21 protein-coding genes and 1 pseudogene are annotated in these 23,961 nt (G+C 71.7%); 10 read left to right on the top strand and 12 right to left on the bottom strand.

Annotated features, from left to right (window positions below):
• Positions 1-219: 219 nt before the first annotated feature.
• The 6 genes from DEP02_RS30565 to DEP02_RS30540 all read left to right on the top strand — a co-directional run bounded on the left by DEP02_RS30565 (position 220) and on the right by DEP02_RS30540 (position 7,178).
• Complete coding sequence (locus DEP02_RS30565; RefSeq protein WP_112470918.1) at positions 220-978, top strand: ABC transporter ATP-binding protein; 759 nt, start codon at positions 220-222, stop codon at positions 976-978.
• Position 979: 1 nt separating this feature from the next.
• Positions 980-1,678, top strand: coding sequence for an ABC transporter ATP-binding protein (locus tag DEP02_RS30560; protein WP_198668669.1), 699 nt, complete (start codon positions 980-982; stop codon positions 1,676-1,678).
• A gap of 84 nt (positions 1,679-1,762) precedes the next feature.
• On the top strand, positions 1,763-3,010 hold the full coding sequence (locus DEP02_RS30555) for an ABC transporter substrate-binding protein (RefSeq protein WP_112470916.1): 1,248 nt from the start codon (positions 1,763-1,765) through the stop codon (positions 3,008-3,010).
• A gap of 186 nt (positions 3,011-3,196) precedes the next feature.
• The gene (locus DEP02_RS30550) at positions 3,197-4,063 is read left to right on the top strand and encodes a branched-chain amino acid ABC transporter permease (protein ID WP_112470915.1); all 867 of its coding nucleotides are present in this window, start codon (positions 3,197-3,199) and stop codon (positions 4,061-4,063) included.
• Positions 4,060-5,097 carry a branched-chain amino acid ABC transporter permease gene (locus DEP02_RS30545; protein WP_112470914.1) on the top strand — a complete coding sequence of 346 codons (1,038 nt, stop codon included), beginning with the start codon at positions 4,060-4,062 and terminating at the stop codon, positions 5,095-5,097. Before DEP02_RS30550 ends, DEP02_RS30545 begins: the two co-directional genes overlap by 4 nt.
• 62 nt (positions 5,098-5,159) lie before the next feature.
• Positions 5,160-7,178 carry a helix-turn-helix domain-containing protein gene (locus DEP02_RS30540; protein WP_112470913.1) on the top strand — a complete coding sequence of 673 codons (2,019 nt, stop codon included), beginning with the start codon at positions 5,160-5,162 and terminating at the stop codon, positions 7,176-7,178.
• A gap of 110 nt (positions 7,179-7,288) precedes the next feature.
• Here the strand turns inward: DEP02_RS30540 and DEP02_RS35415 are convergent, their stop codons facing one another.
• The gene (locus DEP02_RS35415) at positions 7,289-8,068 is read right to left on the bottom strand and encodes a D-Ala-D-Ala carboxypeptidase family metallohydrolase (protein WP_269809387.1); all 780 of its coding nucleotides are present in this window, start codon (positions 8,066-8,068) and stop codon (positions 7,289-7,291) included.
• Positions 8,069-8,338: 270 nt separating this feature from the next.
• Here DEP02_RS35415 and DEP02_RS30530 point away from each other — a divergent pair, with 270 nt between their 5' ends.
• Positions 8,339-11,053 carry an ATP-binding protein gene (locus DEP02_RS30530; protein WP_112470936.1) on the top strand — a complete coding sequence of 905 codons (2,715 nt, stop codon included), beginning with the start codon at positions 8,339-8,341 and terminating at the stop codon, positions 11,051-11,053.
• A gap of 20 nt (positions 11,054-11,073) precedes the next feature.
• Here DEP02_RS30530 and DEP02_RS30525 read toward each other — a convergent pair whose 3' ends face one another.
• From DEP02_RS30525 to DEP02_RS30500, 6 genes are read right to left on the bottom strand one after another with little or no spacing between them, the layout of a single operon-like run.
• Entirely contained in the window at positions 11,074-11,928 is an 855-nt protein-coding gene (locus DEP02_RS30525) for an STM4011 family radical SAM protein (RefSeq protein WP_112470911.1), read from the bottom strand.
• A 17-nt stretch (positions 11,929-11,945) separates the two neighbouring features.
• A complete protein-coding gene (locus tag DEP02_RS30520; protein ID WP_112470935.1) occupies positions 11,946-13,331 on the bottom strand; it encodes an STM4012 family radical SAM protein in 1,386 nt (461 codons plus the stop codon).
• A 20-nt stretch (positions 13,332-13,351) separates the two neighbouring features.
• Positions 13,352-14,158 carry an STM4013/SEN3800 family hydrolase gene (locus DEP02_RS30515; RefSeq protein WP_112470910.1) on the bottom strand — a complete coding sequence of 269 codons (807 nt, stop codon included), beginning with the start codon at positions 14,156-14,158 and terminating at the stop codon, positions 13,352-13,354.
• A gap of 1 nt (position 14,159) precedes the next feature.
• Positions 14,160-15,380, bottom strand: coding sequence for an STM4014 family protein (locus DEP02_RS30510; RefSeq protein ID WP_198668667.1), 1,221 nt, complete (start codon positions 15,378-15,380; stop codon positions 14,160-14,162).
• A complete protein-coding gene (locus DEP02_RS30505) occupies positions 15,361-15,609 on the bottom strand; it encodes a hypothetical protein (RefSeq protein ID WP_112470908.1) in 249 nt (82 codons plus the stop codon). Before DEP02_RS30505 ends, DEP02_RS30510 begins: the two co-directional genes overlap by 20 nt.
• Positions 15,610-15,616: 7 nt before the next feature.
• Entirely contained in the window at positions 15,617-16,573 is a 957-nt protein-coding gene (locus DEP02_RS30500) for an STM4015 family protein (RefSeq protein WP_112470907.1), read from the bottom strand.
• An 83-nt stretch (positions 16,574-16,656) separates the two neighbouring features.
• Between DEP02_RS30500 and DEP02_RS30495 the strand changes: the two genes are divergently transcribed.
• The gene (locus tag DEP02_RS30495) at positions 16,657-16,857 is read left to right on the top strand and encodes a hypothetical protein (protein ID WP_112470906.1); all 201 of its coding nucleotides are present in this window, start codon (positions 16,657-16,659) and stop codon (positions 16,855-16,857) included.
• Positions 16,858-16,900: 43 nt separating this feature from the next.
• Here the strand turns inward: DEP02_RS30495 and DEP02_RS34200 are convergent, their stop codons facing one another.
• On the bottom strand, positions 16,901-17,443 hold the full coding sequence (locus DEP02_RS34200) for a hypothetical protein (protein ID WP_198668666.1): 543 nt from the start codon (positions 17,441-17,443) through the stop codon (positions 16,901-16,903).
• Between the two features lie 3 nt (positions 17,444-17,446).
• Positions 17,447-19,198 carry an aa3-type cytochrome oxidase subunit I gene (gene ctaD / locus DEP02_RS30485; RefSeq protein WP_112470905.1) on the bottom strand — a complete coding sequence of 584 codons (1,752 nt, stop codon included), beginning with the start codon at positions 19,196-19,198 and terminating at the stop codon, positions 17,447-17,449.
• Positions 19,199-19,526: 328 nt separating this feature from the next.
• Between ctaD and DEP02_RS30480 the strand changes: the two genes are divergently transcribed.
• Together DEP02_RS30480 and DEP02_RS30475 are read left to right on the top strand one after the other, a co-directional pair.
• Positions 19,527-21,185 carry an N-6 DNA methylase gene (locus tag DEP02_RS30480; protein ID WP_112470904.1) on the top strand — a complete coding sequence of 553 codons (1,659 nt, stop codon included), beginning with the start codon at positions 19,527-19,529 and terminating at the stop codon, positions 21,183-21,185.
• Between the two features lie 375 nt (positions 21,186-21,560).
• On the top strand, positions 21,561-22,145 hold the full coding sequence (locus DEP02_RS30475) for a DUF4352 domain-containing protein (RefSeq protein WP_112470903.1): 585 nt from the start codon (positions 21,561-21,563) through the stop codon (positions 22,143-22,145).
• Positions 22,146-22,477: 332 nt separating this feature from the next.
• Here the strand turns inward: DEP02_RS30475 and DEP02_RS30465 are convergent, their stop codons facing one another.
• The 3 genes and pseudogenes from DEP02_RS30465 to DEP02_RS30455 form a co-directional block, all read right to left on the bottom strand.
• The gene (locus DEP02_RS30465) at positions 22,478-22,882 is read right to left on the bottom strand and encodes a hypothetical protein (protein WP_112470901.1); all 405 of its coding nucleotides are present in this window, start codon (positions 22,880-22,882) and stop codon (positions 22,478-22,480) included.
• A 40-nt stretch (positions 22,883-22,922) separates the two neighbouring features.
• Positions 22,923-23,186: pseudogene (locus tag DEP02_RS35145) on the bottom strand (hypothetical protein); the annotation flags it as partial.
• 83 nt (positions 23,187-23,269) lie between these two features.
• A complete protein-coding gene (locus tag DEP02_RS30455; RefSeq protein WP_112470900.1) occupies positions 23,270-23,704 on the bottom strand; it encodes an ATP-binding protein in 435 nt (144 codons plus the stop codon).
• Between the last annotated feature and the right edge of the window lie 257 nt (positions 23,705-23,961).

The raw sequence follows: 23,961 nt of genomic DNA, 5'->3' as shown, positions 1-23,961 counted from the left end.
GGGGCGGGACCACGGAGGAAACCCACGGTCCGCACGGCTCCACTATGGAGTGCACCGCTACCACCGCGCCGTGCCGTCCGGGGCCAGCAGTGTGGGCAAACCACACTGCCGGGGTGCGGTTTATGGTGTTCTCCTCCGTAGCCCCCGTGCGGGGCCGACTCTAGCGTCTCCCCCCAACGCCGGCAGTCGGCGGCGCATCCCAGGGGAGCCGAGATCGGCATGAGCCAATCACCCGCCATTTTGTCAACGCAGAATCTGGTCAAGGAGTTTCAGGGCTTCCGTGCGGTCGACGGGGTCGACCTGAACGTCCGGGAAGGCACCGTGCACGCCCTGGTCGGGCCGAACGGGGCCGGCAAGACGACACTGTTCAACCTGCTCACCGGCTTCCTCCCCGCCTCCGCGGGCCGGATCGCGCTGGGCGGGCGGGACATCACCGGGCAGCCGCCGGAGCACATCGCCCGCCTCGGCGTCGCCCGCTCCTTCCAGGTCACCAGCCTCTTCGCCGAGGTGACGGCCTGTGCGCACGTCGAGCTGGCCCTGCAGGCCACAGCGGGCCTCGGGCGCAGCTTCTGGCGCTCCGACAAACAGATGCGCCGCTTCACCTCCCGCGCGATGGAGCTGCTCGACCAGGTGGGTCTGGCCCGGCACGCCACCCGGTCGGCGGGCAGTCTGCCGTACGGCCACAAGCGGGCCCTGGAACTGGCCCTCGCGCTCGCCCTCGATCCGAAGGTGCTGCTGCTCGACGAGCCGACCGCCGGGATGGGCCTGGAGGACGTCGACCGGACGGTCGCCCTCATCGGCCGGGTCCGCGAGGACCGCACGGTGGTGATGGTCGAGCACAACATGAACGTGGTCGGGTCACTGGCCGACACCGTGACGGTGCTCCAGCACGGCCGGGTGCTGGCCGAAGGGCCGTACCGGGACGTGCGGTCCGATCCGAAGGTCGTCGAGGCATATCTGGGGGCGGACGTTGCTTGAGGTGCGGGGCGTATCCGCCCACTACGACGAGGCCAGGGTCCTGGACGAGGTGTCGCTGCGGATCGGCGAGGGCGAGGTGGTCACCCTCGTGGGGCGCAACGGCGCCGGCAAGACCACCCTGCTGAGGTGTGTGATGGGCCTGCACCAGCGGATGACCGGCGAGGTCACCTTCGCCGGGCGGGACATCAGCACGGCCGCCCCGCACCGCCGGGCCCGGCTCGGCCTGGGATTCGTACCGGACGACCGGGGCATCTACGCGGGCCTGACCGTCGAGGAGAACCTCACCCTCCCTCCGGTCCCGGCCGCCGCCAGGTCCTCGGGCTCACCCTGGTCGCTGGAGCGGATCTACGAGTCGTTCCCGGTGCTGGCGCAGCGCCGCCGCACGTCCGGCGCCAGGCTCTCCGGAGGTGAGCAGCAGATGCTGGCGCTGGCCAGGGTGTTGCGCACGGGGGCGCGGGTGCTGCTCTGCGACGAGCCCACCGAGGGGCTGGCGCCGATCGTCGTCCAGCGGATCGGGGAGATCATCCGCGGGGCGAAGGAGCACGGGGTCGGCGTTCTCCTCGTGGAACAGAACGTGCGCTTCGCGACCACCGTCGCCGACCGCCACTACCTGCTGGCCCAGGGCCGCATCGTGCGGTCGCTCGACAACACCGAGGTGCGGGAGCGCGAACACGAACTCCTCCAGTACCTCGGCCTGTGATCCCCGGCCCGGCCGCCGCACGGCCGGCTCGCCCACTTCCGTCCCCTCTCTCCACCGTCGGCACACCCTTGCAGGAGGAAACCCATGAGACGTTCCTGGTCGGCGCCCTCGGCGGCGCTCGCGGCCATCGCGCTGCTCGCCGGCTGCGGGGGAGGCGGCCCGGGTTCGGGCGGCGGCAGCATCAGCGATGACGGGATCACCCTCGGCGTACTGACCGACCTGTCCGGTGTCTACGCCGACCTCGCCGGGCCGAACGCCGTCAAGGCGGTCGAGATGGCCGTCGACGACTTCAAGAAGAAGCACGGCGACAAGGCCGTCACCAAGAACATCTCGGTCATCTCCGCCGACCACCAGAACAAGCCGGAGATCGCCAACACCAAGGCGCGCGAGATGTACGACCGCAAGAAGACCGACGCGATCTTCGACGTGCCGACGTCCTCCGCCGCCCTCGCGGTCGCCACCATCGCCGGACAGTCCAAGCGCCTGTACTTCAACATCGGTGCCGCGACGACCGAGTTGAACGGCAAGAGCTGCAACAAGTACACCTACGGATGGGCCTACGACGCCTACATGCTCGCCAACGGCACCGGCACCGAGGTGACGGAGCACGGCGACAGGAACTGGTACCTGATCTACCCGGACTACGCCTTCGGCCAGGACATGGAGGCGAAGTTCAGCACCGCGATCAAGAGCGCCGGCGGCGAGGTCGTCGGCAAGGACGCGACCCCCTTCCCGAACGACAACTTCTCGACCTTCCTGCTGAAGGCCTCGGCCCACAAGCCGAAGCCGGACGTCGTGGGCGTGATGCAGGCCGGCGGCGACCTGGTCAACGTGGTCAAGCAGTACCAGCAGTTCAAGCTCAAGGACAAGGACATCGCGCTGGCCGTCGGCCTGATGTTCGACACCGACATCAAGTCGATCGGTCAGAAGAACCTCGCCGGGACGAGGTACACCACCGCCTGGTTCTGGAACATGGACGACAAGGCGAAGCAGTGGTCGGCGCGGTTCAAGGAACGGACCGGGGTGACGCCCACCTTCGACCACGCCGCCAACTACTCGGCCGCGACCCAGTACCTGGAGGCGGTGCAGAGGGCCGGCACCGACAAGGCGGAGGACGTCGCCAAGACCCTGGACGGAATGAAGTTCGACGACGTCTTCGCCCGCAACGCCGAGGTGCGCAAGGAGGACCACCGGGTCGTGCACGACGCCTACCTCGTGCAGGTCAAGGAGCCTGCCGAGAGCACGGAGGAGGACGACTTCACCAAGCTGGTGAAGACGATCCCCGCCGACAAGGCGTTCGCCGCACCGTCCCCCGACTGCACGATGGGCTGACCCGCGAAAGCCTCTGCCGTGCCGCTCCCCGGCGGGCGCGCCGCCCGCCGGGGCCCGCCCCCGCACCCGCAGCCCCCCGGCTCCGGGCCACGCTCCTTTGCTCCAGTCCCTTTGCTCCAGCCCCTTCCCTCCAGCCGCTTTTTCCAGCCCCTTTCCTCCGTCCGCCGGCCACGGGAAAGAACACTCATGACATCGTTCCTGCAACAGGCGTTCAACGGCCTGGTCAGCGGCGGGTTCTACGCCCTGCTCGCGCTCGGCCTGGCCGTCATCTTCGGCATGCTGCGCGTGGTGAACTTCGCGCACGGCGCCCTCTACATGCTCGGCGCGTTCGGCGCCGTAGTGCTCTCCGACAGCCTCGGCCTCGGCTTCTGGTGGGCACTGCTGATCGTGCCCCTCGTGCTCGCCGCCGCCGGCATGCTCGTCGAGCGGCTGCTCGTCCACCGGCTGGCGGCCCTCGACCCGCTCTACAACTTCCTGCTGACCTTCGGGATCGCCCTGGTCTGCCAGGACCTGATGCGGATGAAGTACGGCTCGCACTCGCAGCCGTACGCGGGCGCCCCCTTCCCCGGCTCGCTCGACCTCGGCCTGTTCACCTTCCCCACCTACCAGGTGTTCGTCCTGTGCGTGGCCGCCGTCGTATGTCTCGCGGTGTGGCTGCTGCTCACCCGCACCCGGATCGGGACGGTGGTGCGCGCCGCGACCGAACGGCCCGAGACGACAAGGGCGTTCGGGATCGACACCGGCCGCTGGGTCACCCCCGTCTTCGGCTTCGGGGCCGGCCTGGCCGCGCTCGCCGGGGTACTGGCCGCGCCCATGCGGGCGGTCAACTCCTCCATGGGCGCCGACCTGATCATCATCGTCTTCGCGGTCGTCGTCATCGGCGGCCTCGGCTCGATCCCCGGGGCGGTCACCGCCGGGTTCCTCATCGGGATGCTGCAGGCGCTCGGCAACCTCTACGTCCCCGTCCTGTCGCAGACCTCCGTCTACCTGCTCATGGCCGTGGTCCTGCTGGTCCGCCCGGCCGGCCTGTTCGGCAAGGAGGAGCACGCGTGATCCGCTTCGTCGTCACCCGGCTGGAGGCTCACCCCGCGTGGGTCCGGTGGGGTCTGCTCGCCGCCGGGCTGCTGCTCGCCTTCGGGCTGCCCTGGACGCTGTACCCGCCGGTGGCCACCGACATCCTGTGCTGGGCCCTGTTCGCCGTGGCGTTCGACCTGCTGCTCGGACACGCGGGACTGCTGTCCTTCGGCCATGCCGCGTTCTGGGGGACCTCGGCGTACGCCACCGGCCTGATCGCCATCCACTCCGGACTGCCGTTCTACGCCGCGGTGCTGTGCGGCGCGGTGGCCGCCGCGGTCCTCGCCGTGCCGATCGGCTTCCTCGGGGTGCGGCGCAGCGGCATCTACTTCGCCATGGTCACCCTGGCCTTCGCCCAGATGGTGTACTTCGTCGCCAACCAGTGGAGCGGCCTCACCGGCGGGGAGAACGGTCTGCAGGGCATACCCCGGACGCTGCCCGGAGTGGATCTGTCCGACTCCTTCGTCTTCTACTACGCGGCGCTGCCGGTGGTGCTGCTCGGCCTGCTCGCGGCCTGGCGGGTCGTGCACTCCCCGTTCGGCCGGGTCGTCGCCGCCGTCCGGGACAACCCGGCCCGGGCCCGCGCCCTCGGCTACCCCGTCGACCGGTACAAGGTGGTGGTCTTCACCATCTCCGCCTTCCTGTCCGGGCTGGCCGGCGGGCTCTACGCGGTCAACCACGGCTTCGCCTCGCTGCAGGAGGTGTACTGGACCACCTCGGGCAAGGTCGTCGTGATGACCGTCCTCGGCGGCATCGGCACCCTGTGGGGCAGCCTGATCGGCGCCGGGGTGATCGTCCGGCTGGAGGACTGGCTGGCCACGGCCGGTTTCGACGAGGTCGGCCTGGTCACGGGCGGGATCTTCATCGTCGTGGTCATGCTCTTCCGCCGGGGTCTGTGGGGCACCGCCACCCATCTCCTGCGCCGCCGCTTCGGGGCGCTGTCCGAGGACACCGGCGAGAAACACCGCCCGGAGCACGACCGCGAGGCTCCGTCACAGCCCGTACCGTCATAAGGCGTCCGGAGTGTTCGATGCCGGCCGCTCCGGCTCAGCTGTTCTGTCGTAGGGGAGGTTCCATGACCGCGGCCCCGCCCGGGACCGTCCTCGGGGTCGAATCCGTCGGCAGACTGCTGCGGCTGCTGCTGCGCGAGAGCGCGGTCGTCCACGAGTACGAGGCGGTCCTCGACGGTGTCCCCGCCGACACCGCCGAGCTGCTTCGCCCGCTGGTCGACGACGCGCTGCGGGTCCGCGCCAGACTCGACGAGCGCCGCCGCCGCGAGGCCGAACTCGCCGCGCTGTACGAGACCGCGGGAGACCTGTCCTCGCTGCGGGACCTGGAGGCCGTGCTCCAGGCGATCGTCCGACGGGCCCGCGCCCTGCTGGACACCGACGCCGCCTATCTGATGCTCAACGATCCCGTCCGCGGCGACACCTACATGCGGGTCACGGACGGGATCCGCACCGACGCCTTCAAAAAGGGCCGCCTGGCGATGGGCGCCGGCCTCGGCGGGCTGGTCGCCAAGACCGGTGTCCCCTACAACACCGCCGACTACCTCAACGACCAGCGCTTCGAGCACACCGTCGACGACATGGTCGGCGGCGAGGGACTGACGACCATCCAGGGGGTGCCGCTCACCCTCGGCAACAAGGCCGTCGGTGTGCTGTTCGCCGCGAACCGGGACCACCGCGGGTTCTCCGGCCAGGAGGTGGCCCTGCTGATCTCGCTGGCCAACCAGGCGGCCATCGCCATCGAGAACGCCACTCTCTTCGAGGACGTACGCCGCGCGGTCGACGAGCTCACCGAGGCCAACGCCGTCATCCAGGCGCACAGCGAGTCCATCGAACGCGCCGCCGCCCTGCACGAACGGCTGACCACCATCGTGCTGGACGGCGGCGGGATGTCCGACATCGCGGGCACGCTCGCGGAGTTCCTGGGCGGCAGCATCCTCGTCCTGGATCCGCGCGGGCGGGCCATGGCCGCCGCGGGCGAGGACCCGGTCGTGGAGCAGACCCGCGTCGAGGGCGCACTGCCGCGCTCCTGGCCCCCGGCGGGCGCGGTCCGCGAGGCGTGCGTGCTCAGTACGGACTCGCGCCGCACCCGCCGGACACCGTCGGGCAGCGGCGGCGCCACGGTCTGCGCCACACCGATCGCGGCGGGCGGCGAGGCGCTCGGGGTGCTGGTACTGCTCCGCGACCGCGTGGACGCCTCCCACGTCCGCTCGCTGGAGCGCGCCGCACAGGTCACCGCGCTGATGCTGCTCAGCGAGCGCACCGTCGCCGAGGCCGAGCACCGGCTGCGGGGAGAGATCCTCGAGGACCTGCTCGGCTCCCCGCACCGCGACCCCGAAGGACTGCGGCGGCGTGCCGCGCTGATGGGCCTCGACCTGGACAAGCCGTACACCGTGCTCACCGCCCGCTGCAGGGACAGCCGCCACCGGCGCCGGATCGCGGACGCGGCGGCGCCGTTCGCCGTCCGGGCCGGCGGGCTGGCCGGGGAGTACCGGGGCAATGTCGTCGTGCTGCTCCCCGACGACGACGGCGACGACGGCGACGGTGACGACGGCGGCGACGGAGCCGCCGCGCGCGCCGCAGGGCCCGCCGAGACCGCGCGGGACCTGGCCGAGCACCTGACGAAGTCGGTGGACGCCCCGGTCACGGTCGGAGCGGCGGCCGCCTCGGCGACGGGCGTGGACCCGATCGTGGAGGCGCACCGGGACGCCGCCCGCTGCCTCGACGTACTGCTCGCCCTCGGCCGCGCCGGCGAGGGCGCCTCACCGGGTGAACTCGGTGTCTACGGGCTGCTGTTCCACAAGACCGGCCGCGACGAGCTGCGCCGCTTCGTCGACCGCACCATCGGCGCGGTGCTCGAGTACGACGCCCAGCGCCGCAGCGACCTGGTGCGCACCCTGCTGACGTACTTCGCCTGCGACGGCAACCTCAACCGCACCGCGGCCGCCCTGTACGTACACGTCAACACCCTGTACCAGCGCGTCGACCGGATCACGGCGCTGCTCGGCCCGCAGTGGCGCCACAGCGACCAGGCGCTGCAGGTGCACCTCGCGCTGAAGGTGCACTCCGTGCTCAGCACCGAGTAGGACCGGGGCGCCCCTCACGAACCGTGGACCGAACCGTGGAGCCCTCAGACAAGCGGCCCGTCCGCGCCGCCGAGGCGCGGACGGGCCCGAGTCGGCTGCGGCCGGGCGGATCACACCACGCCGCTCTCCCACCACCAGAAGCCGGAGCCGTACGAGGGGTACTGGACGCGGCTGTCGACGTGCTGCCACGAGTTCGTGTACGCCTCGAGGCCGGAGAAGCCGCAGGTCTCGGCGACCCGGTAGGTCTGCAGGGTGCTGCGGCCGGAGACCACGATGTCCGCGGCCACGCCGTAGACGTGCATGCTGTTGGACGCGCCGCCCACCGAGGCGTTGTGCGAGGTGCTGCGGAAGCCGGAGTTGATGGTGATCGGGCTGTTGCCGGACTTCCTGCGCACCGCCTCCAGCTTGTACATCAGCCGGCGTACGTTCTCCTTGACCGTCGCGGATCCGACCTTGCCGCCGCTGAAACCGGAGCCGTCCTTGGAGTGGAACTCGCTCCAGTCGAAGTGGGCGGTCGAACCGTCGCCGCTCTCCAGGCTGTTGAGCACGCTCTGGGTCTGCGGGCCGACGACGCCGTCCGCGGTCAGGCCGTAGGCGGACTGGAAGCGTTTGACGGCGGCGGCCGTGGCCGGGCCGAAGGCGCCGTCCCAGGCGACGTACGTCTGCTGGGCGCTGGAGGCGGCCCAGCCGCCGACGCGGATCTGCAGTTCCACCACGTCCGAGCCGGAAGCGCCCTGCTGGAGGGTGCGGGTCCAGCCGTAGGCCGAGGCGGTGCCCGCCATGGCGACGCTGCCGGCCGCCGCCAGGCCGAGCGCGGCCGTCATGCCTGCCGCGCCCCGGAACAGGGCGCGGCGGTCGATGCTTCGATGGGGGTGTCGAGACGGGTTCACGGAAGTCTCCTGCTTTCTGCCGGGGGACGACAGCGCGAAACAACTCACCGTGGGATGAGGTGAGTTGACGCGCGTAAAACCGTAAGGGGCGAGTTGACATGTCCGCAATGATTTGGCGGTGCGGGGTGGTGGAAGTGCTTCCGCGGTCATCCGCAACCAATTCGCCGCATCTCTGACGTCCCTGTGCGCGCTTCGCTAGGCTTCCCGCCATACCTGCAGATCAGGGGTAACGGAGTGGCGGAACCGCAGCACACCGGGAGGACCACCGTCGTGGACGGACGCGAGCGGCTGGAAAAACCCCTGTACGAGCGTGAGAACGAGGTGATCGCCGCTCAGGAAGCGGTGGAGGCGATCTGCGCGGGCGGAGAGGACGGCGAAGGCCCGCGGGGCGGGCTGCTGTTCTTCAGCGCGGCCGCCGGACTGGGCAAGACGACCGTGCTGACCGAGGTCCGGCGCATCGCCGCCGCCCGCGGCTGCACCGTGCTGTCCGCCCGGGGCAGCGAGCAGGAGCACACCGTCCCCTTCCACGTCGTACGCCAGCTGCTGCAGCCCCACCTCGCCTCCTGCACCGAGGCCGAGCGGCGCGAGATCTTCGGCGGGTGGTACGAGATCGCCGGCCCGGCAGTCGGCCTGTTCGCCCAGCAGACCGGTACCGCCGTCCCGGACCCGCAGGGCGTCCGGGACGGCCTGGACTGGGTCGTCACCCAGGTGGCCGTGCGCCGGGCACCGGTCGTGATCGTCCTCGACGACGCCCACTGGGGTGACCTGGAGTCGCTCGCCTGGCTCGCCGCCTTCGCGGTGAGAGCACGGGACCTCCCCGTACTGGTGGTCATCGGCTACCGCCCGGACGAAGTGCCCGCCGAGGCCCGGACGTTCCGCGAACTGACCGACGGCCGCGGCGCACGCCCGATCCCGCTGCACGCCCTCAGCCCGGAGGCGGTGGCCGAACTGGTGCGAGGCTCGCTGGGCGCGGAAGCCGACGACGTCTTCTGCCACGAGTGCTGGGTGGTCACCGGCGGCAACCCCTACGAGGCCGTCGAGCTCATGGCCAAGGTCCAGGACCGTGGCCTCGCCCCGGACGCGGAGTCGGCCTCCCTGCTGCGCGAACTCGGTGCGGGCGCACGGGGCACCGGACTGGTCAAACGCCTGGAACGGCTCGGCCACGCCGCCGTCCGGCTCGCCTGGGCCGCCGCGGTGCTCGGCACCGAGATCTCCGCGGAGCTGGCCGCGACGGTGGCCGGACTGCCGCCGGCCGAGACCCGGAGCGCCGTGGACCGGCTGCGGCTCGCCCGTATCCTCACCGGCACCCGGACCCTGGAGTTCATCCACCCGCTCATCGCCACCGCCGTGTACCAGGCCATCCCGCCCACCACCCGCACCGCGCTGCACGGACAGGCCGCCTGGGCGGTGGCCGACGCCGGCCTGGGCATCACCGCCGCCGCCCGGCACCTGCTCGAAACCCACCCCGAGGGCGACCCGCACACCGTCCGGCAACTGCGCGCCGCCGCACGCGAGAACCTCCGTCTGGGCGCACCCGACGCGGCCCGGCGCTGTCTGGAACGCGCGCTGCGCGAACCGCCGGCACCCGAGGACCGCGCGGGCGTGCTCTACGAACTCGGCTGCTCCGCCCTGCTCACCGCCCCCGCCACCACGGTCAACCACCTCACCGCGGCCCTGGAACAGCCCTTCCTGGACGCCGAGCTCAGGGAGAACGCCACCTTCCGCCTGGCCCAGGCCTTCGGCCACAACGACGAGCTCGCCAGAGCGGCCGCCGTCGTGGGCGCCGAGGCCGCCCGGTCCCAGTCCCCCCGCGCACGGCTGCGCCTGCAGGCGGCGCACCAGCTGTGGCTGGTCTTCGACGCGCACGAGACGCAGGCGTCCGACCGCTCCCGCCGGCTCGCACAGCTCGTCGAGGACCTGCCCGGCCAGGCCATCGAGGAACGGGCCCTGCTGTGCCTGCGCACCTGGGACGCGACGCTGCGCGGGGAACCGGCCGCGGACACACTGACCATCGCCGCACGCGCCATGGGACTGAGCTACACCGACCCGGACTGGGGCTTCGAACTGCCGAGCCTGACCGCGCTCAGCTACATGTACGCCGACGAATGCGACCGCGCGGAAGAGCTGTTCAGCTCGGCCATCGCCGAGTGCGAGCAGGTCGGCTGGAGCGGCGCCCACCTCTCCTTCGGCTTCACCCTCCTCGGCCTGGTCCGGCTCCGGCGCGGGATGCTCGCCGAGGCGGAGCAGTGCGCGCGTGAGGGAGTACGCCTGGCCGAGCGGGTGGGCGACCGGGTACCCGCCCGGTGGTACGCCGTAGGGCTGCTGCTGGACGTCCTGCTGTCCCGGGGTTGCCTGGAGGAGGCGCTCCACGTCGCCAGGACCTACGACTTCGCGCCCCCCTACCTGAACGCGGTGGTCTTCCCGGACTCCCAGACGGTCTACGGACGGCTGCTCCTCGCCCGCGGTCTGCGCAAGGAGGCCGAGGCCCAGCTCACCGCCGCCGGGGCACGGCTGGAGGCCAAGAGCGTCCTCAACCCGACCTGGTGCCCCTGGGCGGGACACCTCGCCCTCGCCGTCGCCGGGGAGGACCCCCGCCGCGCCCGCTCCCTCACGGCGAGGATGCTGCACCGGGCGGAGCACTACGGCACCCCCACCGCCATCGGCGAGGCGCTGTCCTTCAGCGCGGCGGTGGCCGAGGCCGGGCAGGCACTGCCCCTGCGGGAACGCGCGGTGCGGGTACTGCGCCGATCCCCCAGCCGGCACGTGTACGCCGAGGCCCTGATCGACCTCGGCGCGGAGCTCGGGCGCGCCGGCCACGCCGACCGGGCGACCGGGCTCCTGGCCGAGGGCACCGAGCTGGCGGACCGGTGTGGCGCCGGCCGGCTCGCCGAGCGAGGCCGCGCGGAGATGGCCGGGGCGGGACCGCGGCTCCACGGCGAACGCCCTGTGGCCCGGCGCGGGGCGGGCGCCACGGAGCCGGGCTGACCCTGCCGGAGCGGCCTTGGTCAGACCGCGGGCGGCACGGCCGGGACCCGCTCCAGGACACCGCCCGCGAACACGTCGTACAGCGGCAGCGTCTCCAGGTGGACGTAGCCGATGTGGCAGTCGCAGACGGACAGCGGGCACGCGCGGGGACGCAGGGCCCGCCGGTAGGAGCCGTCGTACAGGTTGCCCAGCTCCGAGCGGACGAAGTGGCAGCGGCGCACCGTGCCCTCACCGTCCACCGAGATGACCGACTCCCCCGTACGGCAGGGCAGGCCCGCGCTGCGGTGCGGGCGGCGGCTGTACGGGAACAGCGGGTCCAGGGCGGTCCACCGGCCGGCCTCGGCATCGGTGTAGGTGTGCCCCTCGGCGGCGTTGACCCACAGGTACACGTGGGCGGGCAGGTCGGCGCGCAGGCGGCGCGCGTGCTCCAGGTGCTCGGGGAGCCCGACGACGCCGACACTGTGGCGGACCCCGCGGGCGGCCAGGTCCTGGCACTTGGCCAGGAAGCGGTCGTACGGCGTCTGCCCGGGATGGAAGGTGCACCACAGGGCGAGGGTGTCCAGGTCGGCCTCCTCCAGCCAGTCCGTACGGCAGCTGAGATTGGTCTGGATCGCCACCCGGCGGATGTGCGGCAGCCGGCTCAGCTCCGCGAGCGTACGCCGGTACCAGGAGCGCACCAGGCCCTCGCCCCACGGGGTGAACAGCAGCGAGAGCCGGTCGTCCCGCTGCGCCGCCGCCCAGGCGGCGAAACGCTCCAGCGCGGCGCGGTCCGCGGCCAGCTGGACGCGGCTGTCCCGGCGCTTGGCGAAGGGGCAGTACGGGCAGTCGTAGTCGCACGACGCCAGCGGGCCGCGGTAGAGGATCGTCAGGTCCATACGGGCTGCGGCCTCCGTCACTTCGGTTCGTACGCGGCCATGCGCTCGCGCACGGCGATGGAGAACAGCTCGGGGCCCAGCGCGTCGGAGTGGGCCAGCCCCTCGGGAGACAGCCGCAGCAGCTCCGTACCGGCCGAGCCGTCCAGCCAGCCCCGGTCGCGGAACCGGTCCAGCTCGGCGGCGAAGTCGTCGCCGGGCGCGGTGCCGAAGCGGGCCCGGTAGTCCGCGACCGGCATGCCCTCGGCCTGCAGCAGCGACTGCAGCAGATGGCGGCGCCGGGCCTCGTCGCCGTCCATCTCCCAGCCGAAGTCGGCGCGGCGGAAGTCGTCGGTCGAGCGGGCGGTGTACTCGTCGATGATCCCGCGTATGCGGTGCACGTCCACCGCGTAGTCGAAGGAGTAGTGCAGCGCGGAGGTGTACGAGCGGGCGCCGCAGCCGAGGCCGACCATGCCGTCGGTCTGGCACGTGTAGTCCTCCCCGCCGGTGGCGGGGGCGCCCGCACGGCGGAACATGCGCATCGACACCTGTTCGTAGCCCCGCGCGAGCAGGTGGTCGCGGCCGTGGCGGTACAGCCGCAGCCGGTGTTCGTCCCAGGCGGCTCCGTCCCCTTCGGCCCCTTCGGCCGCCCGGCCGCGATGCCGGCCGAGACCGGTGAGCGGGCGCACGTAGAGGGGGTAGAGATACAGCTCCTCCGGCTGCCAGGCGAGGGCGGCGTCGAGGGAATGGTTCCAGGACTCCTCGGTCTGGCCCTCGATGCCGTAGATCAGGTCGATGTTGAGGACGGGGATGCCGGCGTCGCGGATCCGGGCGAGGGCCGCCTCGACGTCCGCCCGGCGCTGGGGGCGCACGGCCGTGCGTGCCTCGGCGTCGACGAAGCTCTGCACGCCCAGGCTCAGCCGCGTGGTGCCGCGGGCGGCCAGCACGGCCAGCCGGTCGGCGGTCGCCGTGGCGGGGGAGGCCTCCACCGACAGCGGGATCGCGGTCAGATCGGCGCCCAGGCCGTGCTCGGCGAGATCGCACAGCCGCTCCAGCTCCGCGGCCTCGAGGAAGGTCGGAGTGCCGCCGCCGAACGCCGCGCCCGCGAACCGAGCCCCGTCGCCCAGCGCCTCGCGCACCGCGGCCGCCTGACGCTCCAGTGCGTCCAGATAGGCGGTGGCCAGGCCGTCGGGCGCCCCGATCCGGGTGAAGAGGTTGCAGAAGCCGCAGCGGACCTCGCAGAAGGGGATGTGGAAGTAGAGCGAGAGGGCGCCCTTCGGCTCGTCCGCCCACAACTCGCGCAGCGACGCCTGCTCCCGGTTCAGCGGGCGGTAGGCGGTCTTGTGCGGATACGCGTACACGTACTGCTGGTACGGGCGGACGGCGTGCGTGGCCGCCGCTTCGGCGATGGGCACGGGTGCGGACATGGACACGGACACGGGCATGGTCATCGGTCCTCGTCGACGAAGAAGTGGGCGTAGGGCACGGTCCAGACGACGTCGTGGCCGATGCGGTGACCGCTGTAGCCGTCCTCGCCGTACGCGGTGCCGTGGTCGGAGCAGACGATGGCGAAACACGGACGGCGGCTGCCGACGGCGGCCAGGAGCCGCCCCATGTGCCGGTCCACGTACTCCAGCGCCGCGGCGTGGGTGGCCCGGGTGTCGCCCGCCTCGCGGGTGGCCCCGGGCAGGTGGAACCAGTTGGGCTGGTGCAGGGCCGACACGTTCACGAAGAGGAACAGGCGCTGTTCCCGGGGAAGTTGGGCGACGACCTTCTCCGCGCAGGCCACCTGTGCCTCGAAGGACGTGGGGGAAGTCACCCCGAACTCCGGCTCCCAGTGGCTCTCCTGGAACATCCCGGGCAGGACGGAGCCCAACGGCCCCTGCTTGTTGAAGAAACCCACGCCGCCGATGCAGACGGTGCGGTAGCCCACGGCGGCCAGTCCCGAGACCAGGTCGGGCGTGTCGTAGACGAAGGTGCCGCTCGCGGTGGTCTCACTGCCCGCGAAACGGGCGGCGAACAGCCGCGGATGCGGACCCGGCGCGGCCGGTGTCGGCAGGAACCCCGCGAACATCGCCTGGTGGGAGGCGTAGGTGAAGCTGCCGGGCGCGTGCCGGCGCTCCCAGACGCCGCCGGGCAGATGCCGGGCCAGGTTCGGAATGCGTCCGGCCGCCGCCAGCTCCTGCGCCACGTCGTGGCGGAGGGTGTCGAGCGTGACCAGCAGGAGGTCGTGGCTGCCCACGACCTCGTTCATGTCAATCGGTGGTGTCATGGTGATGTTCCTGGTGTTTCTGGCATTCCTGATGTTCTTGATACTTCTGACGTTTCTGTTGCTTCGGGTGCTTTTTGTGTTCCGCCCGCCGTGCGGCGGCCGGTGCGACGGCGACCTGCGCGGCGTAGGTGTCCAGGCCCTCGGCGCCGCTGCCGGGCAGACCGGTCAGCCGGGGCAGCAGGTCCCCGAAGGCGTTCACCTCACCGACGGCGAAGCGGCGCCACCCGGTGGCCGGCAGGATGTCCACGCCGACGCACAGCGTGCCCGGGAAGCACGCGGCCGCCCGCTCGGCCACATCCAGCACGTCGGCGAAGCTGCCTCCGGCGGCCCGGATCGCCGCACGTGCCGTGTCCAGGTCGCCGCGGGCGCCACCGAGGTGCAGATTCGTCATGGGGTGCCGGCTGGTCCGTACGACAGCGTGCGTGGCGCGCCCTGCGATCACGACCACCCGCAGGTCGGCGGCCCGGCCGCCCTGCGAGGCCTTGGGCAGCCACCGCTCGACGTGGATCCCGTCCGGGGCCAGGGCGTCGACCAGGGCGGCGACCTCGCTCTCCGAGGTGTAGTGGCGCACCCGCAGGGAGTTGTACAGGCGGCCGTCGGCAGTGGTCTCCACGGAGGTCGTCGCCCTGACCCGGCCGCCTCCCGCCATCGCCAGGGCCACGACACCGGAGGCCGACGACCCGTGCGCCGGCTTCACGAACGCCCGCGGGACACGGGCGGCCTTCAACTGCTCCCGGAGCCCGTCCCAGCCGTTGACCGGACCTTTCAGCGCCGGCGGGACCGGGACTCCCGCGGCGGCGAGCCGGGCATGGCAGCGCCGCTTGTCGAACATCACCGCGACATCCTCCGGATCGGCGGTCGTCACCGCGCCCGCACGGTGCGCCGCGGCGGTCACCTCCCGGACCGCGGCGGTGAAACGGCGGTGCCACAGAGCCGTTCCCTCGACCCGGGCGGGATCGTCGGTGTCGCGCAGCAGCCGGTCGACCTCGGCGTTCTCGCCGGGGGAGTCGATCCGTACCAACTCGCCCGGCCCGAAGGCGTACCGCCCGCGCAGCACATCCCGCCACGCGAGCACACGGGGCGCCGCGTGGCCCGCCGCGCGCACGGCATCGGCGAACATCGTCGTCCGCCGGTTCTCGGGGTTGCCGACGACGGCGAACCGAAGACCGGCAGCGGGCGCCGGACTACTCGGAGACGGCGACACAACGCCACTCCTCGTCCCGCCAGGGCCCTGTGACCAGGGCCCGCACCTCCGTGCTCGGCACCCGGTCCGTGAAGCTCCGCCACAGCTCGGCGAGCGGAATCTCCCCGGCCTCGTAGCAGTCCAGACGCCAGGCCACGTCGCCCGCGGCGGGGATGGGCTCCTCACGCGGCTCGGGCAGGGTGAAGACGGGCAGCCCGTGGAAGGTCTCGAAGTGATCGGCGAAGGTCATGACGGCCTCATTCCGCGACGGCGGTGAAGCGGTGGACGACGCCGTCGTCCTCCCACGCCTCGCCGCGCTCCGACAGGTCGACCTCGACGCCGGCCGGCTCCAGCGCCTCCCGGAGCCGCCGGGCCACCGGCTCGGTGACGAAGTTGTGGCGGAGGTCGAGCCAGGTCAGATGGGTGAGCGGCTGGCCGCCGAGCAGCGCCGTCACGCCCTCGTCGGTGAGCACTCCGAGGGACAGGTCGAGCGACGTCAGCTGCGCCACGACCGGGGCCCCGGCGACGGCGGCGGCGATCTCGTCCTGGATCTCGCTGTTGCGCAGGCCGAGATGGCGCAGCGCCGGGAAGTGCCCCGCGGCCAGGAGCGGCGCGAGGTCGGCGACCGTGGCGTCACCGCCGTACTCCTCCACGCCGAGCCACATCTCGAGGTACTTCAGTGCGGGAAGCTCACTGGCGGCGACACCGCGCACGACCTCACCGGGCAGGCCGCCGGCCTCGAAGCAGAGCGTGCGCAGGTGCTGGTGCCGGACCGCCGGGAAGCGCAGTCCGCTGCCGCCGCGGACCCCGAACTCCTCCAGCAGCGGGTAGGCCTCGAGGACCGGTGTGACGTCGGACTGCTCGATCCAGGAGATCTCCGCCTCCTCCATCTCCAGGTCCCCGATGAACACGGCCTGAAGCGCTGTCAGCCGGTCACGGGCATCGACGAGGCGCTGCACGATGCCGCTGGAGTCGTTGTCGTACGGCTCTCCCCACTGGCCCACGACGATCGCGCGGACGCCCGCGGGGTCCACGGAGTCGAGGAAGCGGTCCCACAGGTCGCCGAACTGCTCGTGCGAGGAGCCCCCGTAGGGATCGACGGCCAGCCGCCAGGCCACGGCGCCCGCCTCCGGCAGCTCCCGCCGAGCCTTGGGGTCGGGGAAGTCGAAGGCCGGGAGGCCGTGCAGTTCCTGCAGATGCTCGACGTGGGACATGTCGCTGGCCTCCTGAGACCCGAACGGGGTTGGTGTTCGCGGAAAGTTCTACCAAGCCGCTCTGACATCGCCGTGGACGGACTGTGCGGGGGCCGCGGTCCGGGGGCGTCGTCCTCGCCGCGGCCGGCCGTGGGATGCGCCGGACCGTCGCCCGGACGCTGGACGACACGGCCGAGCGCTGGAACAAGGCCGTACCGCGGCTCGTGGCCATGGACTCCGAGGGGTTGAGGGAGGCCCTCCTCACCGCGGCACGGCACCCCGGCAGCGACGACGGCAGGCCGTGACGTAGCGCCTGCGGCCGGCGGGCATGCCCACCGGCCGCAGCGGCTAACTCCGAGGCCCTTGGGCAGCCGCCCGGGCGTACACGGCCGCCGCGATGAGGAACACCCCCATGACGGTGGCCGAAGCGGCGGCCGCCGCCGCCCAGTTCGCGTCGCCGCCCGGGCCGGAGGCGGCCTGCCAGACCGCGACGGCCACGGCGGCGGCCATGCCGCAGCCCACGACGGCGACGACGACGTTCCGGGAGCGGCCCGTACCGACCGGAGGCGGAACGTGGCCCAGCCGTGCCCAGTGGTGAGCGGTCTCCCGCGCCTCGCGTCTGCGCCGTACGGCGGCACACAGGCGCAGGGCGGTGGCGGTGGCGGCGCCGACGACGGCCGCGACGGCCGGGGTCCGCCAGCCTTCGGCCACGAGCAGCAGTACGGCGACCGCACCGGCGCCGGCCCAGCCGGTCACGCAGGCCGCGGCAGCGAGACGCCGGGAGCAGGGCCGGTCGGCGCCGGCCCGCAGGTCGGCGAGGGCCGGCACGTACCAGACGCAGCCGGAGACGGTGAACACGGCGGTTCCCAGGGCGGCAACAGCGTGCGACATGGCCTACCTCGCCGCCGCTTCCGCCTCGGAGCCCTCGGAGCCCTCGGCGACCCCGGAGATCTCCGGATGGTGCAGGTCGAACGCCGGGGACTCGCTGCGGATCCGGGGCAGGGAGACGAAGTTGTGCCGCGGCGGTGGGCAGGACGTGGCCCACTCCAGCGAACGGCCGTAGCCCCACGGGTCGTCGACGCCGACCGGCTTGCCGTACCTGGCGGTCCGCCACACGTTGTAGAAGAACGGCAGGATCGACAGGCCCAGCACGAACGACCCGATCGTGGACAGGGTGTTGAGGAAGGTGAAGCCGTCGGCGTCCAGGTAGTCGGAGTACCGGCGCGGCATGCCCTCGGCGCCCAGCCAGTGCTGGACCAGGAACGTCAGGTGGAAACCGGCGGTGAGCGTCCAGAATGTGATCTTGGCGAGCCGCTCGTCGAGCATCTTGCCGGTCCACTTCGGCCACCAGAAGTGGAAGCCGGCGAACATCGCGTACACGACCGTGCCGAACACCGTGTAGTGGAAGTGCGCCACCACGAAGTACGAGTCCGTGACGTGGAAGTCCAGTGGCGGGGAGGCCAGGATCACGCCGGTCAGCCCGCCGAAGAGGAACGTCACCAGGAAGCCCACCGTCCACAGCATCGGGGCCTCGAAGGACAGGCTGCCCTTCCACATGGTGCCGATCCAGTTGAAGAACTTCACCCCGGTCGGCACCGCGATCAGGAAGGTCATGAAGGCGAAGAACGGCAGCAGGACCCCGCCCGTGGTGTACATGTGGTGGGCCCACACCGTCAGCGACAGACCGGCGATCGAGATGGTCGCGCCGATCAGGCCGATGTAGCCGAACATCGGCTTGCGGGAGAAGACGGGGATCACCTCGGAGACGATGCCGAAGAACGGCAGCGCCAGGATGTACACCTCGGGATGGCCGAAGAACCAGAACAGGTGCTGCCACAGCAGGGCTCCGCCGGTGGCCGCGTCGAAGATGTGGCTGCCGAACTTGCGGTCGCACTCCAGGGCGAACAGGGCCGCCGCGAGCACGGGGAAGACGAACAGGACGAGGAGCGCGGTCAGCAGCACGTTCCAGGTGAAGATCGGCATGCGGAACATGGTCATGCCCGGTGCCCGCATGCAGATGATCGTGGTGATGAAGTTGACCGCGCCGAGGATGCTGCCGAAGCCGGACAGCGCCACGCCCATGATCCACAGGTCGGCACCGATCCCCGGCGAGTGGACGGCGTCCGACAGCGGGGCGTACAGGAACCAGCCGAAGTCGGCGGCCCCGCCCGGGGTGAGGAAGCCGCCCGCGGCGATGACGGAACCGAACAGGAACAGCCAGTAGGCGAGCATGTTCAGCCGGGGGAAGGCGACGTCGGGGGCGCCGATCTGCAGCGGCATGATCCAGTTCGCGAAGCCGGTGAACAACGGCATCGCGAACATCAGCAGCATGATCGAGCCGTGCATCGTGAACGCCTGGTTGAACTGCTCGTTCGACATGATCTGCAGTCCGGGCCGGGCGAGCTCGGCCCGCATCGCCAGCGCCATGACGCCGCCGACGACGAAGAACGCGAAGGCGGTGACGAGATAGAGCGTCCCGATCTTCTTGTGGTCGGTGGTGGTCAGCCACTCCACCCAGGTCGGCCGTCCGCCGGCCTCCTCCCGGCCCGTCGCCGCGGTCGCGGCGGGCGCCTCGATTGCGTCCGGCGCCTCGACCGCGTCCGGCAGCCGCACGGCCGCCGCCTGTTGTATCCGCACCTCGTCCACCGGACGGTGCCTCCCGATCTGTTTCTCTTCATCGTTGGAACGACGCCCCGGAGGTGCTCCGGCCGGGGAACCGGACCGGCACCCTCCCGGCCGCCGCCCAATGATCACCGGATCGGTACGGGGTCCCGACAGGGCCGAACAGTCCCTGCCCGACCCTCCGGACAGGGACCAACAGCCCCTTCTGCACCAGGGCCGGCACGGAACCGGACGTACGCGCCGGCCTCCAACAGGAAAGGGCGAAGTACACGTGAGGGAACCTTGCCGGACGTGTACCACGTCAACGCGTTTTTCGTTGATGGGGGGACGGAGGCCGTGTACGGTTGTCCGCATGACGGACAACGCCGCCCCACCAGCCGGTCCTCTGGTCACCGGCTCCGAGATCGCGCGGCTCGCGGGCGTCACCCGGGCCGCGGTGTCCAACTGGCGGCGGCGGTACGACGACTTCCCCGCGCCGACGGGTGGAAGCGCCAACAGTCCGCTCTTCGATCTTGCCGAGGTCCAGGCGTGGCTGGACAAGCAGCGCAAGGGACAGGACCTCTCGGAGGAAGTCAAGCTCTGGCAGGTGCTGCGCGGAGCCTACGGCGACGACATGGTGGCCGGGCTCGCCGATGTCGCCACGGTCCTCGCCGACACCCGGGCGAAGAGGCCGGCCGCCCTCCCGGAGGACGCCGCCGGCCTGGCCCGGCGCCTGGCGGACAGCGGCTCGCCCGGCGAGGTGGCCGACGCTCTCGCCGAGCGCTTCACCGACTCCGTACGCCGTGCCGGATCCGACCAGATCTCCTCGCCGCGCGTCGTCCGGGCCGTACGGCACCTGGCCGGCCAAGTCGCCGCCGACGCCACCGTTCTCGACCCGGCCTGCGGCATCGGCACCCTCCTGCTCTCCGTCGGCCCCGAGCGGGGGCCGCGGCGGTTCGGCCAGGAGGTGGACACCCGCAGCGCCCGCTTCGCGCAGCTGCGCGCCGACCTCACCGGACGTACCGACGTCGAGATCGTCGCGGGGGACTCCCTCCGCGACGACCGCTGGGCGGGCCTCGGAGCCGATCTGGTCGTCTGCGACCCACCCGTCGGCGGCACCGACTGGGGCCGCGAGGAGCTTCTCCTCGACCCGCGGTGGGAACTGGGCACCCCGTCCCGAGCCGAGGGCGAACTCGCCTGGCTGCAGCACGCGTACGCGCACACCGCCCCCGGCGGCCGGATACTGATGGTCATGCCCGCCTCGGTCGCCTACCGCAAGGCCGGCCGCCGTATCCGTGCCGAGCTCGTACGCCGTGGCATCCTCACCCAGGTCACCGCCCTGCCGTCGGGCACGGCCGCCTCGCACGCGCTGCCCGTGCACATCTGGCAGCTGCGCCGTCCGGGCTCCCTGGGCGACGCGGTCACCAGCGTCCGCATGGTCGACCTGACCGGCAACGACCCGGACGGCCCCCTGGACGCACGGCCGGACCAGACGGCGGACGTCTCCCTCATCGAGCTGCTCGACGACGTCGTGGACCTCACCCCCGGCCGGTACGTGGAGGAGTCCCACCGCGACTACCCGGCCGAATACCAGCAGCTGCGGCGCGAGCTGGCGGAACACGTGCGCGTGCTCGCCGAACTGCTGCCGGCCCTCACCGCGGGCGAACGCCACAGCGCCGCGGACGGCCCCTCCGTCAGTGTCGCCGACCTCGCCCGGGCCGGCCTCGTCGAGTACGGCGAGGCGGAGCCGGTGTCCGTCAGCGACCAGCTCGACACCGACTTCCTGCAGGGGTTCCTGCGCAGTGCGGCCAACACCCGCCGGTCCACCAGTGCGAGCGGAACGTTCCGCCTCGACGGCAAGGGCGCACGCGTCCCCCAGATGGACATCGCCGAGCAGCGCCGGTACGGCGCGGCCTTCCGCGCCCTTCAGGAGTTCGAGGAACACGCCAGGAAAGTCGCCGAACTGAGCCGCGAGGCCACCGAACTGGCCCGGGACGGCCTCGCCAACGGCGCGCTCGAACCCGACGAGTGACGTTTCGTCAGAGAATCAGGACGAACGGACTCACGGCCCCGCGAAGGGCTTCCCCCGAACACCGGCGAGCTCCTGGGAGCCGCTGACCAGCACGGTGCGGCGATGACGTTCGCGCCGGCCGCGGCGAGCCCCTTGCGGCCGCCGCCTTCCCCGGCGGAAACACCTCACTGTCGGTTCACTGTCGGTTCACTGCCGGTTCACTGTCGATCCAGTGCCTTCATGGTGTATCTGATGCCCTCGGATCCCTGCGTAAACAGTTCAAATTGCTCCGTTGACATTATCAACGCACACTATCTATGCTCATCCGTGAGCTCCCGCCGACGGAAGTCTGCGGGAGCGCGTCGTGAACAACACAGCACTGTCCTTGGGGGGACCATGTACGCCCGTACCAGAATCGCCGCCGCCGCTGTCGCCGCCATCGGCGCGCTCACCCTCACCGCCTGCGACACCGGCAGCACCGTCGTCGACAAGCCGAAGGAGAACGCCACCGCCAAGGCGGACAGCGGCAAGGACGCCAAGAAGGAGAAGGCCGCCGCCCCCGAGGTCGCCAAGGTCGGCGACACCCTCACTCTGAAGGGCATGAAGAGCGGCAGCCAACTCGACGTCACCGTCGTCAAGGTCGCCGACCCCGCCAAGTCGGCCAACGAGTTCCTCGAGCCCGACTCCGGCAAGCGACTCGTCGGCGTGCAGTTCCAGCTCGTCAACACCGGTAAGGCGGCCTACAGCGACAGCCCGTCCAACGGCGCCCAGGTCGCCGACAGCGAGGGGCAGCAGTTCGACTCCACCTTCGCGGACATCACGGCCGGGCCGTCCATGTCCTCCGGCCTGAAGCTCAAGCCCGGCGCCAAGGGCCTCGGCTGGATCGTCTTCGAAGTCCCCAAGGCGGCGAAGCTCGACACCGTGCAGTTCACCATGGACTCCGGGTTCGCCGACCAGACCGGCGAGTGGAAAGTGAAGTAGCCGCACCAGGAGGCCGCGTCGGACCGCGTCGGCCGTTCCTCATCCTCCGCACGACCTCCTCGGCGTCGGCGAGCGATCCCCCCGGTGCCTGGTCCGGGCCGAGGGCAGTGCAGTACGCCGGCATCCGGTACAGGCCGGCATCCGGGTGGCCGCCCCGCTTCTCCGTCTTGTGCTTCGCGTCCGCGACCGGGCACGGGGCGCCACCCGGCCCGTACGGCACGAAGCCGAGTCGCATGCGGCCGGTGGCGGCCTCGTCGAGGTGATGGCTGTGCTGGAGCCGGACGGTGCGGCCCACACTGGCCGAAGCCGCCGACCGCGCCGGAGTGGCGTCCTCACAAGTTCCTGACCACCACACGGTCCCCGCACAGCTTGCGCAGGTCGTCCTCGTCGGAGGTGAAGACGGTGACCGGCCCCGGTTGTCGCAGGGCGACGGCGGCGAGAGCCGCGTCGATGGCGTACCTGTGACCGTGGAGGTCGGTCTCCTCGAGCAGCCCGATCGCCTCCTGGGCGATCTCCTCGGTCACCGGTTCGACGTGAACACGGGAAAGTGCCCAGTGCCGGGCCGGGAGGTAGGTCCGTACGTCGTACGCCTCGATCAAGGTCATCGACGTGGTCATCACACGGACGCCGAGCCTGTGGGCGTCCTTGATCCGGACGCCCGTCCGCCGCTCGCCGCGGACCCACCGCGAGAGGCCCTCGCGGTCCAGCAGGTAGGCGGTTTCCCCCTCGCGCCGCATCCTTCCGCTGTTGCTCGGATGTCGGCTCGACCGGTTCTCCTGCGGCCACTCGCCGGGCACGTGCCGGCTCGGCGTGCCGGCGCTCGATCTCCCTGCGCTCTGCCTCGGCTTCGGCCAACTCGGCCTCGGTGACCTGGCCGTACTCTTTCTCCCACCAGTCGACCGCCTCCCCGAGCCGGTCCTGCTCCCGCTGGCGCTCCATGGCGTGCGTGACATAGCGGCTGAAACCCCCGGGGCCCACCTCGGCACGGATGGCCTCGGCCGGCTCCTCGGGGAGTGTGACCGTGTACTTCTTGGTTGCCATACCGTTGGCCATACCGTCCGTGGAGGAGTGACGTACCGGAACGGCGGCGGCTTCACCCGATCGAGCGGGCTGTGCGAATGTGCTCACCACGCACACTCGACCCAGACGGTCTTGCCGCCGGGCGGATACGGCTCCGTGCCCCAGCGGTCGGCCAGGGCGGTGACCAGGATCAGGCCGCGACCCGATTCCGCGTCCGGGGGCGTGGTGAAGTCCGTACCGGCGGAGGGGGGCCGGTCCCCACGCGCGTCGGTCACCTCGATCCGCAGCAGGCCGGCCGCCGGGTCGAGACGGAGCGTCAGGCGGAAGTCACGGCCCTGGACCCGGCCGTGCAGCGCCGCGTTGGCGCTCAGCTCCGCCACGATCTGCTCCGCGCGTTCGACCACGGACGGTGACACCTGCCAGGCCCGCAACTCCGCCGCGGCGAGCAGCCGGGCGAGCCGTGCGCCGCGACGGGTGGAGGACAGCTGCTGCGCGAATGTCCTGATGGCGCTGGATGCGTGGGGTGTGGTCACGTTCATGAGGGCCACCGTGAGGGGCGCACGGGGGCGCACGCCAGGAGGAAGCCCCGTACGCTGTGTGAGCGTACGGATGCTCTCTGTGGGCGGTGCGGTGGTGTGCCGTCACTCTGCGCGCTGCGCGCTGCGGGGTGTGAGGGTGAGGTCGCCACGTTCGCACACTGCTTCGCTGAGCCGGAGCCCGCTGACCGGCACGCCGGGCCGGCCGCCGACAGCCGAGGGGGCGGGGCCGGGGTACGCCACCCCGGCCCCGCCCCTTC

This window comes from Streptomyces triticisoli (assembly GCF_003270085.1).
Lineage (GTDB): Bacteria > Actinomycetota > Actinomycetes > Streptomycetales > Streptomycetaceae > Streptomyces > Streptomyces triticisoli.
This window is presented reverse-complemented; position numbering and strand designations above follow the sequence as displayed.

Bases quoted from the DNA above. Each gene is read 5' to 3' on its own strand.
- DEP02_RS30525 (WP_112470911.1), bottom strand. From the start codon at position 11,928: ATGGACCTGACGATCCTCTACCGCGGCCCGCTGGCGTCGTGCGACTAC.
- DEP02_RS30550 (WP_112470915.1), top strand. From the start codon at position 3,197: ATGACATCGTTCCTGCAACAGGCGTTCAACGGCCTGGTCAGCGGCGGG.
- DEP02_RS30455 (WP_112470900.1), bottom strand. From the start codon at position 23,704: ATGAACGTGACCACACCCCACGCATCCAGCGCCATCAGGACATTCGCG.
- DEP02_RS30555 (WP_112470916.1), top strand. From the start codon at position 1,763: ATGAGACGTTCCTGGTCGGCGCCCTCGGCGGCGCTCGCGGCCATCGCG.
- DEP02_RS30475 (WP_112470903.1), top strand. From the start codon at position 21,561: ATGTACGCCCGTACCAGAATCGCCGCCGCCGCTGTCGCCGCCATCGGC.
- DEP02_RS34200 (WP_198668666.1), bottom strand. From the start codon at position 17,443: ATGTCGCACGCTGTTGCCGCCCTGGGAACCGCCGTGTTCACCGTCTCC.
- DEP02_RS30465 (WP_112470901.1), bottom strand. From the start codon at position 22,882: ATGCGGCGCGAGGGGGAAACCGCCTACCTGCTGGACCGCGAGGGCCTC.
- DEP02_RS30520 (WP_112470935.1), bottom strand. From the start codon at position 13,331: ATGTCCGCACCCGTGCCCATCGCCGAAGCGGCGGCCACGCACGCCGTC.
- DEP02_RS30505 (WP_112470908.1), bottom strand. From the start codon at position 15,609: ATGACCTTCGCCGATCACTTCGAGACCTTCCACGGGCTGCCCGTCTTC.
- DEP02_RS30540 (WP_112470913.1), top strand. From the start codon at position 5,160: ATGACCGCGGCCCCGCCCGGGACCGTCCTCGGGGTCGAATCCGTCGGC.
- DEP02_RS30480 (WP_112470904.1), top strand. From the start codon at position 19,527: ATGACGGACAACGCCGCCCCACCAGCCGGTCCTCTGGTCACCGGCTCC.
- DEP02_RS30565 (WP_112470918.1), top strand. From the start codon at position 220: ATGAGCCAATCACCCGCCATTTTGTCAACGCAGAATCTGGTCAAGGAG.
- DEP02_RS30500 (WP_112470907.1), bottom strand. From the start codon at position 16,573: ATGTCCCACGTCGAGCATCTGCAGGAACTGCACGGCCTCCCGGCCTTC.
- DEP02_RS30515 (WP_112470910.1), bottom strand. From the start codon at position 14,158: ATGAACGAGGTCGTGGGCAGCCACGACCTCCTGCTGGTCACGCTCGAC.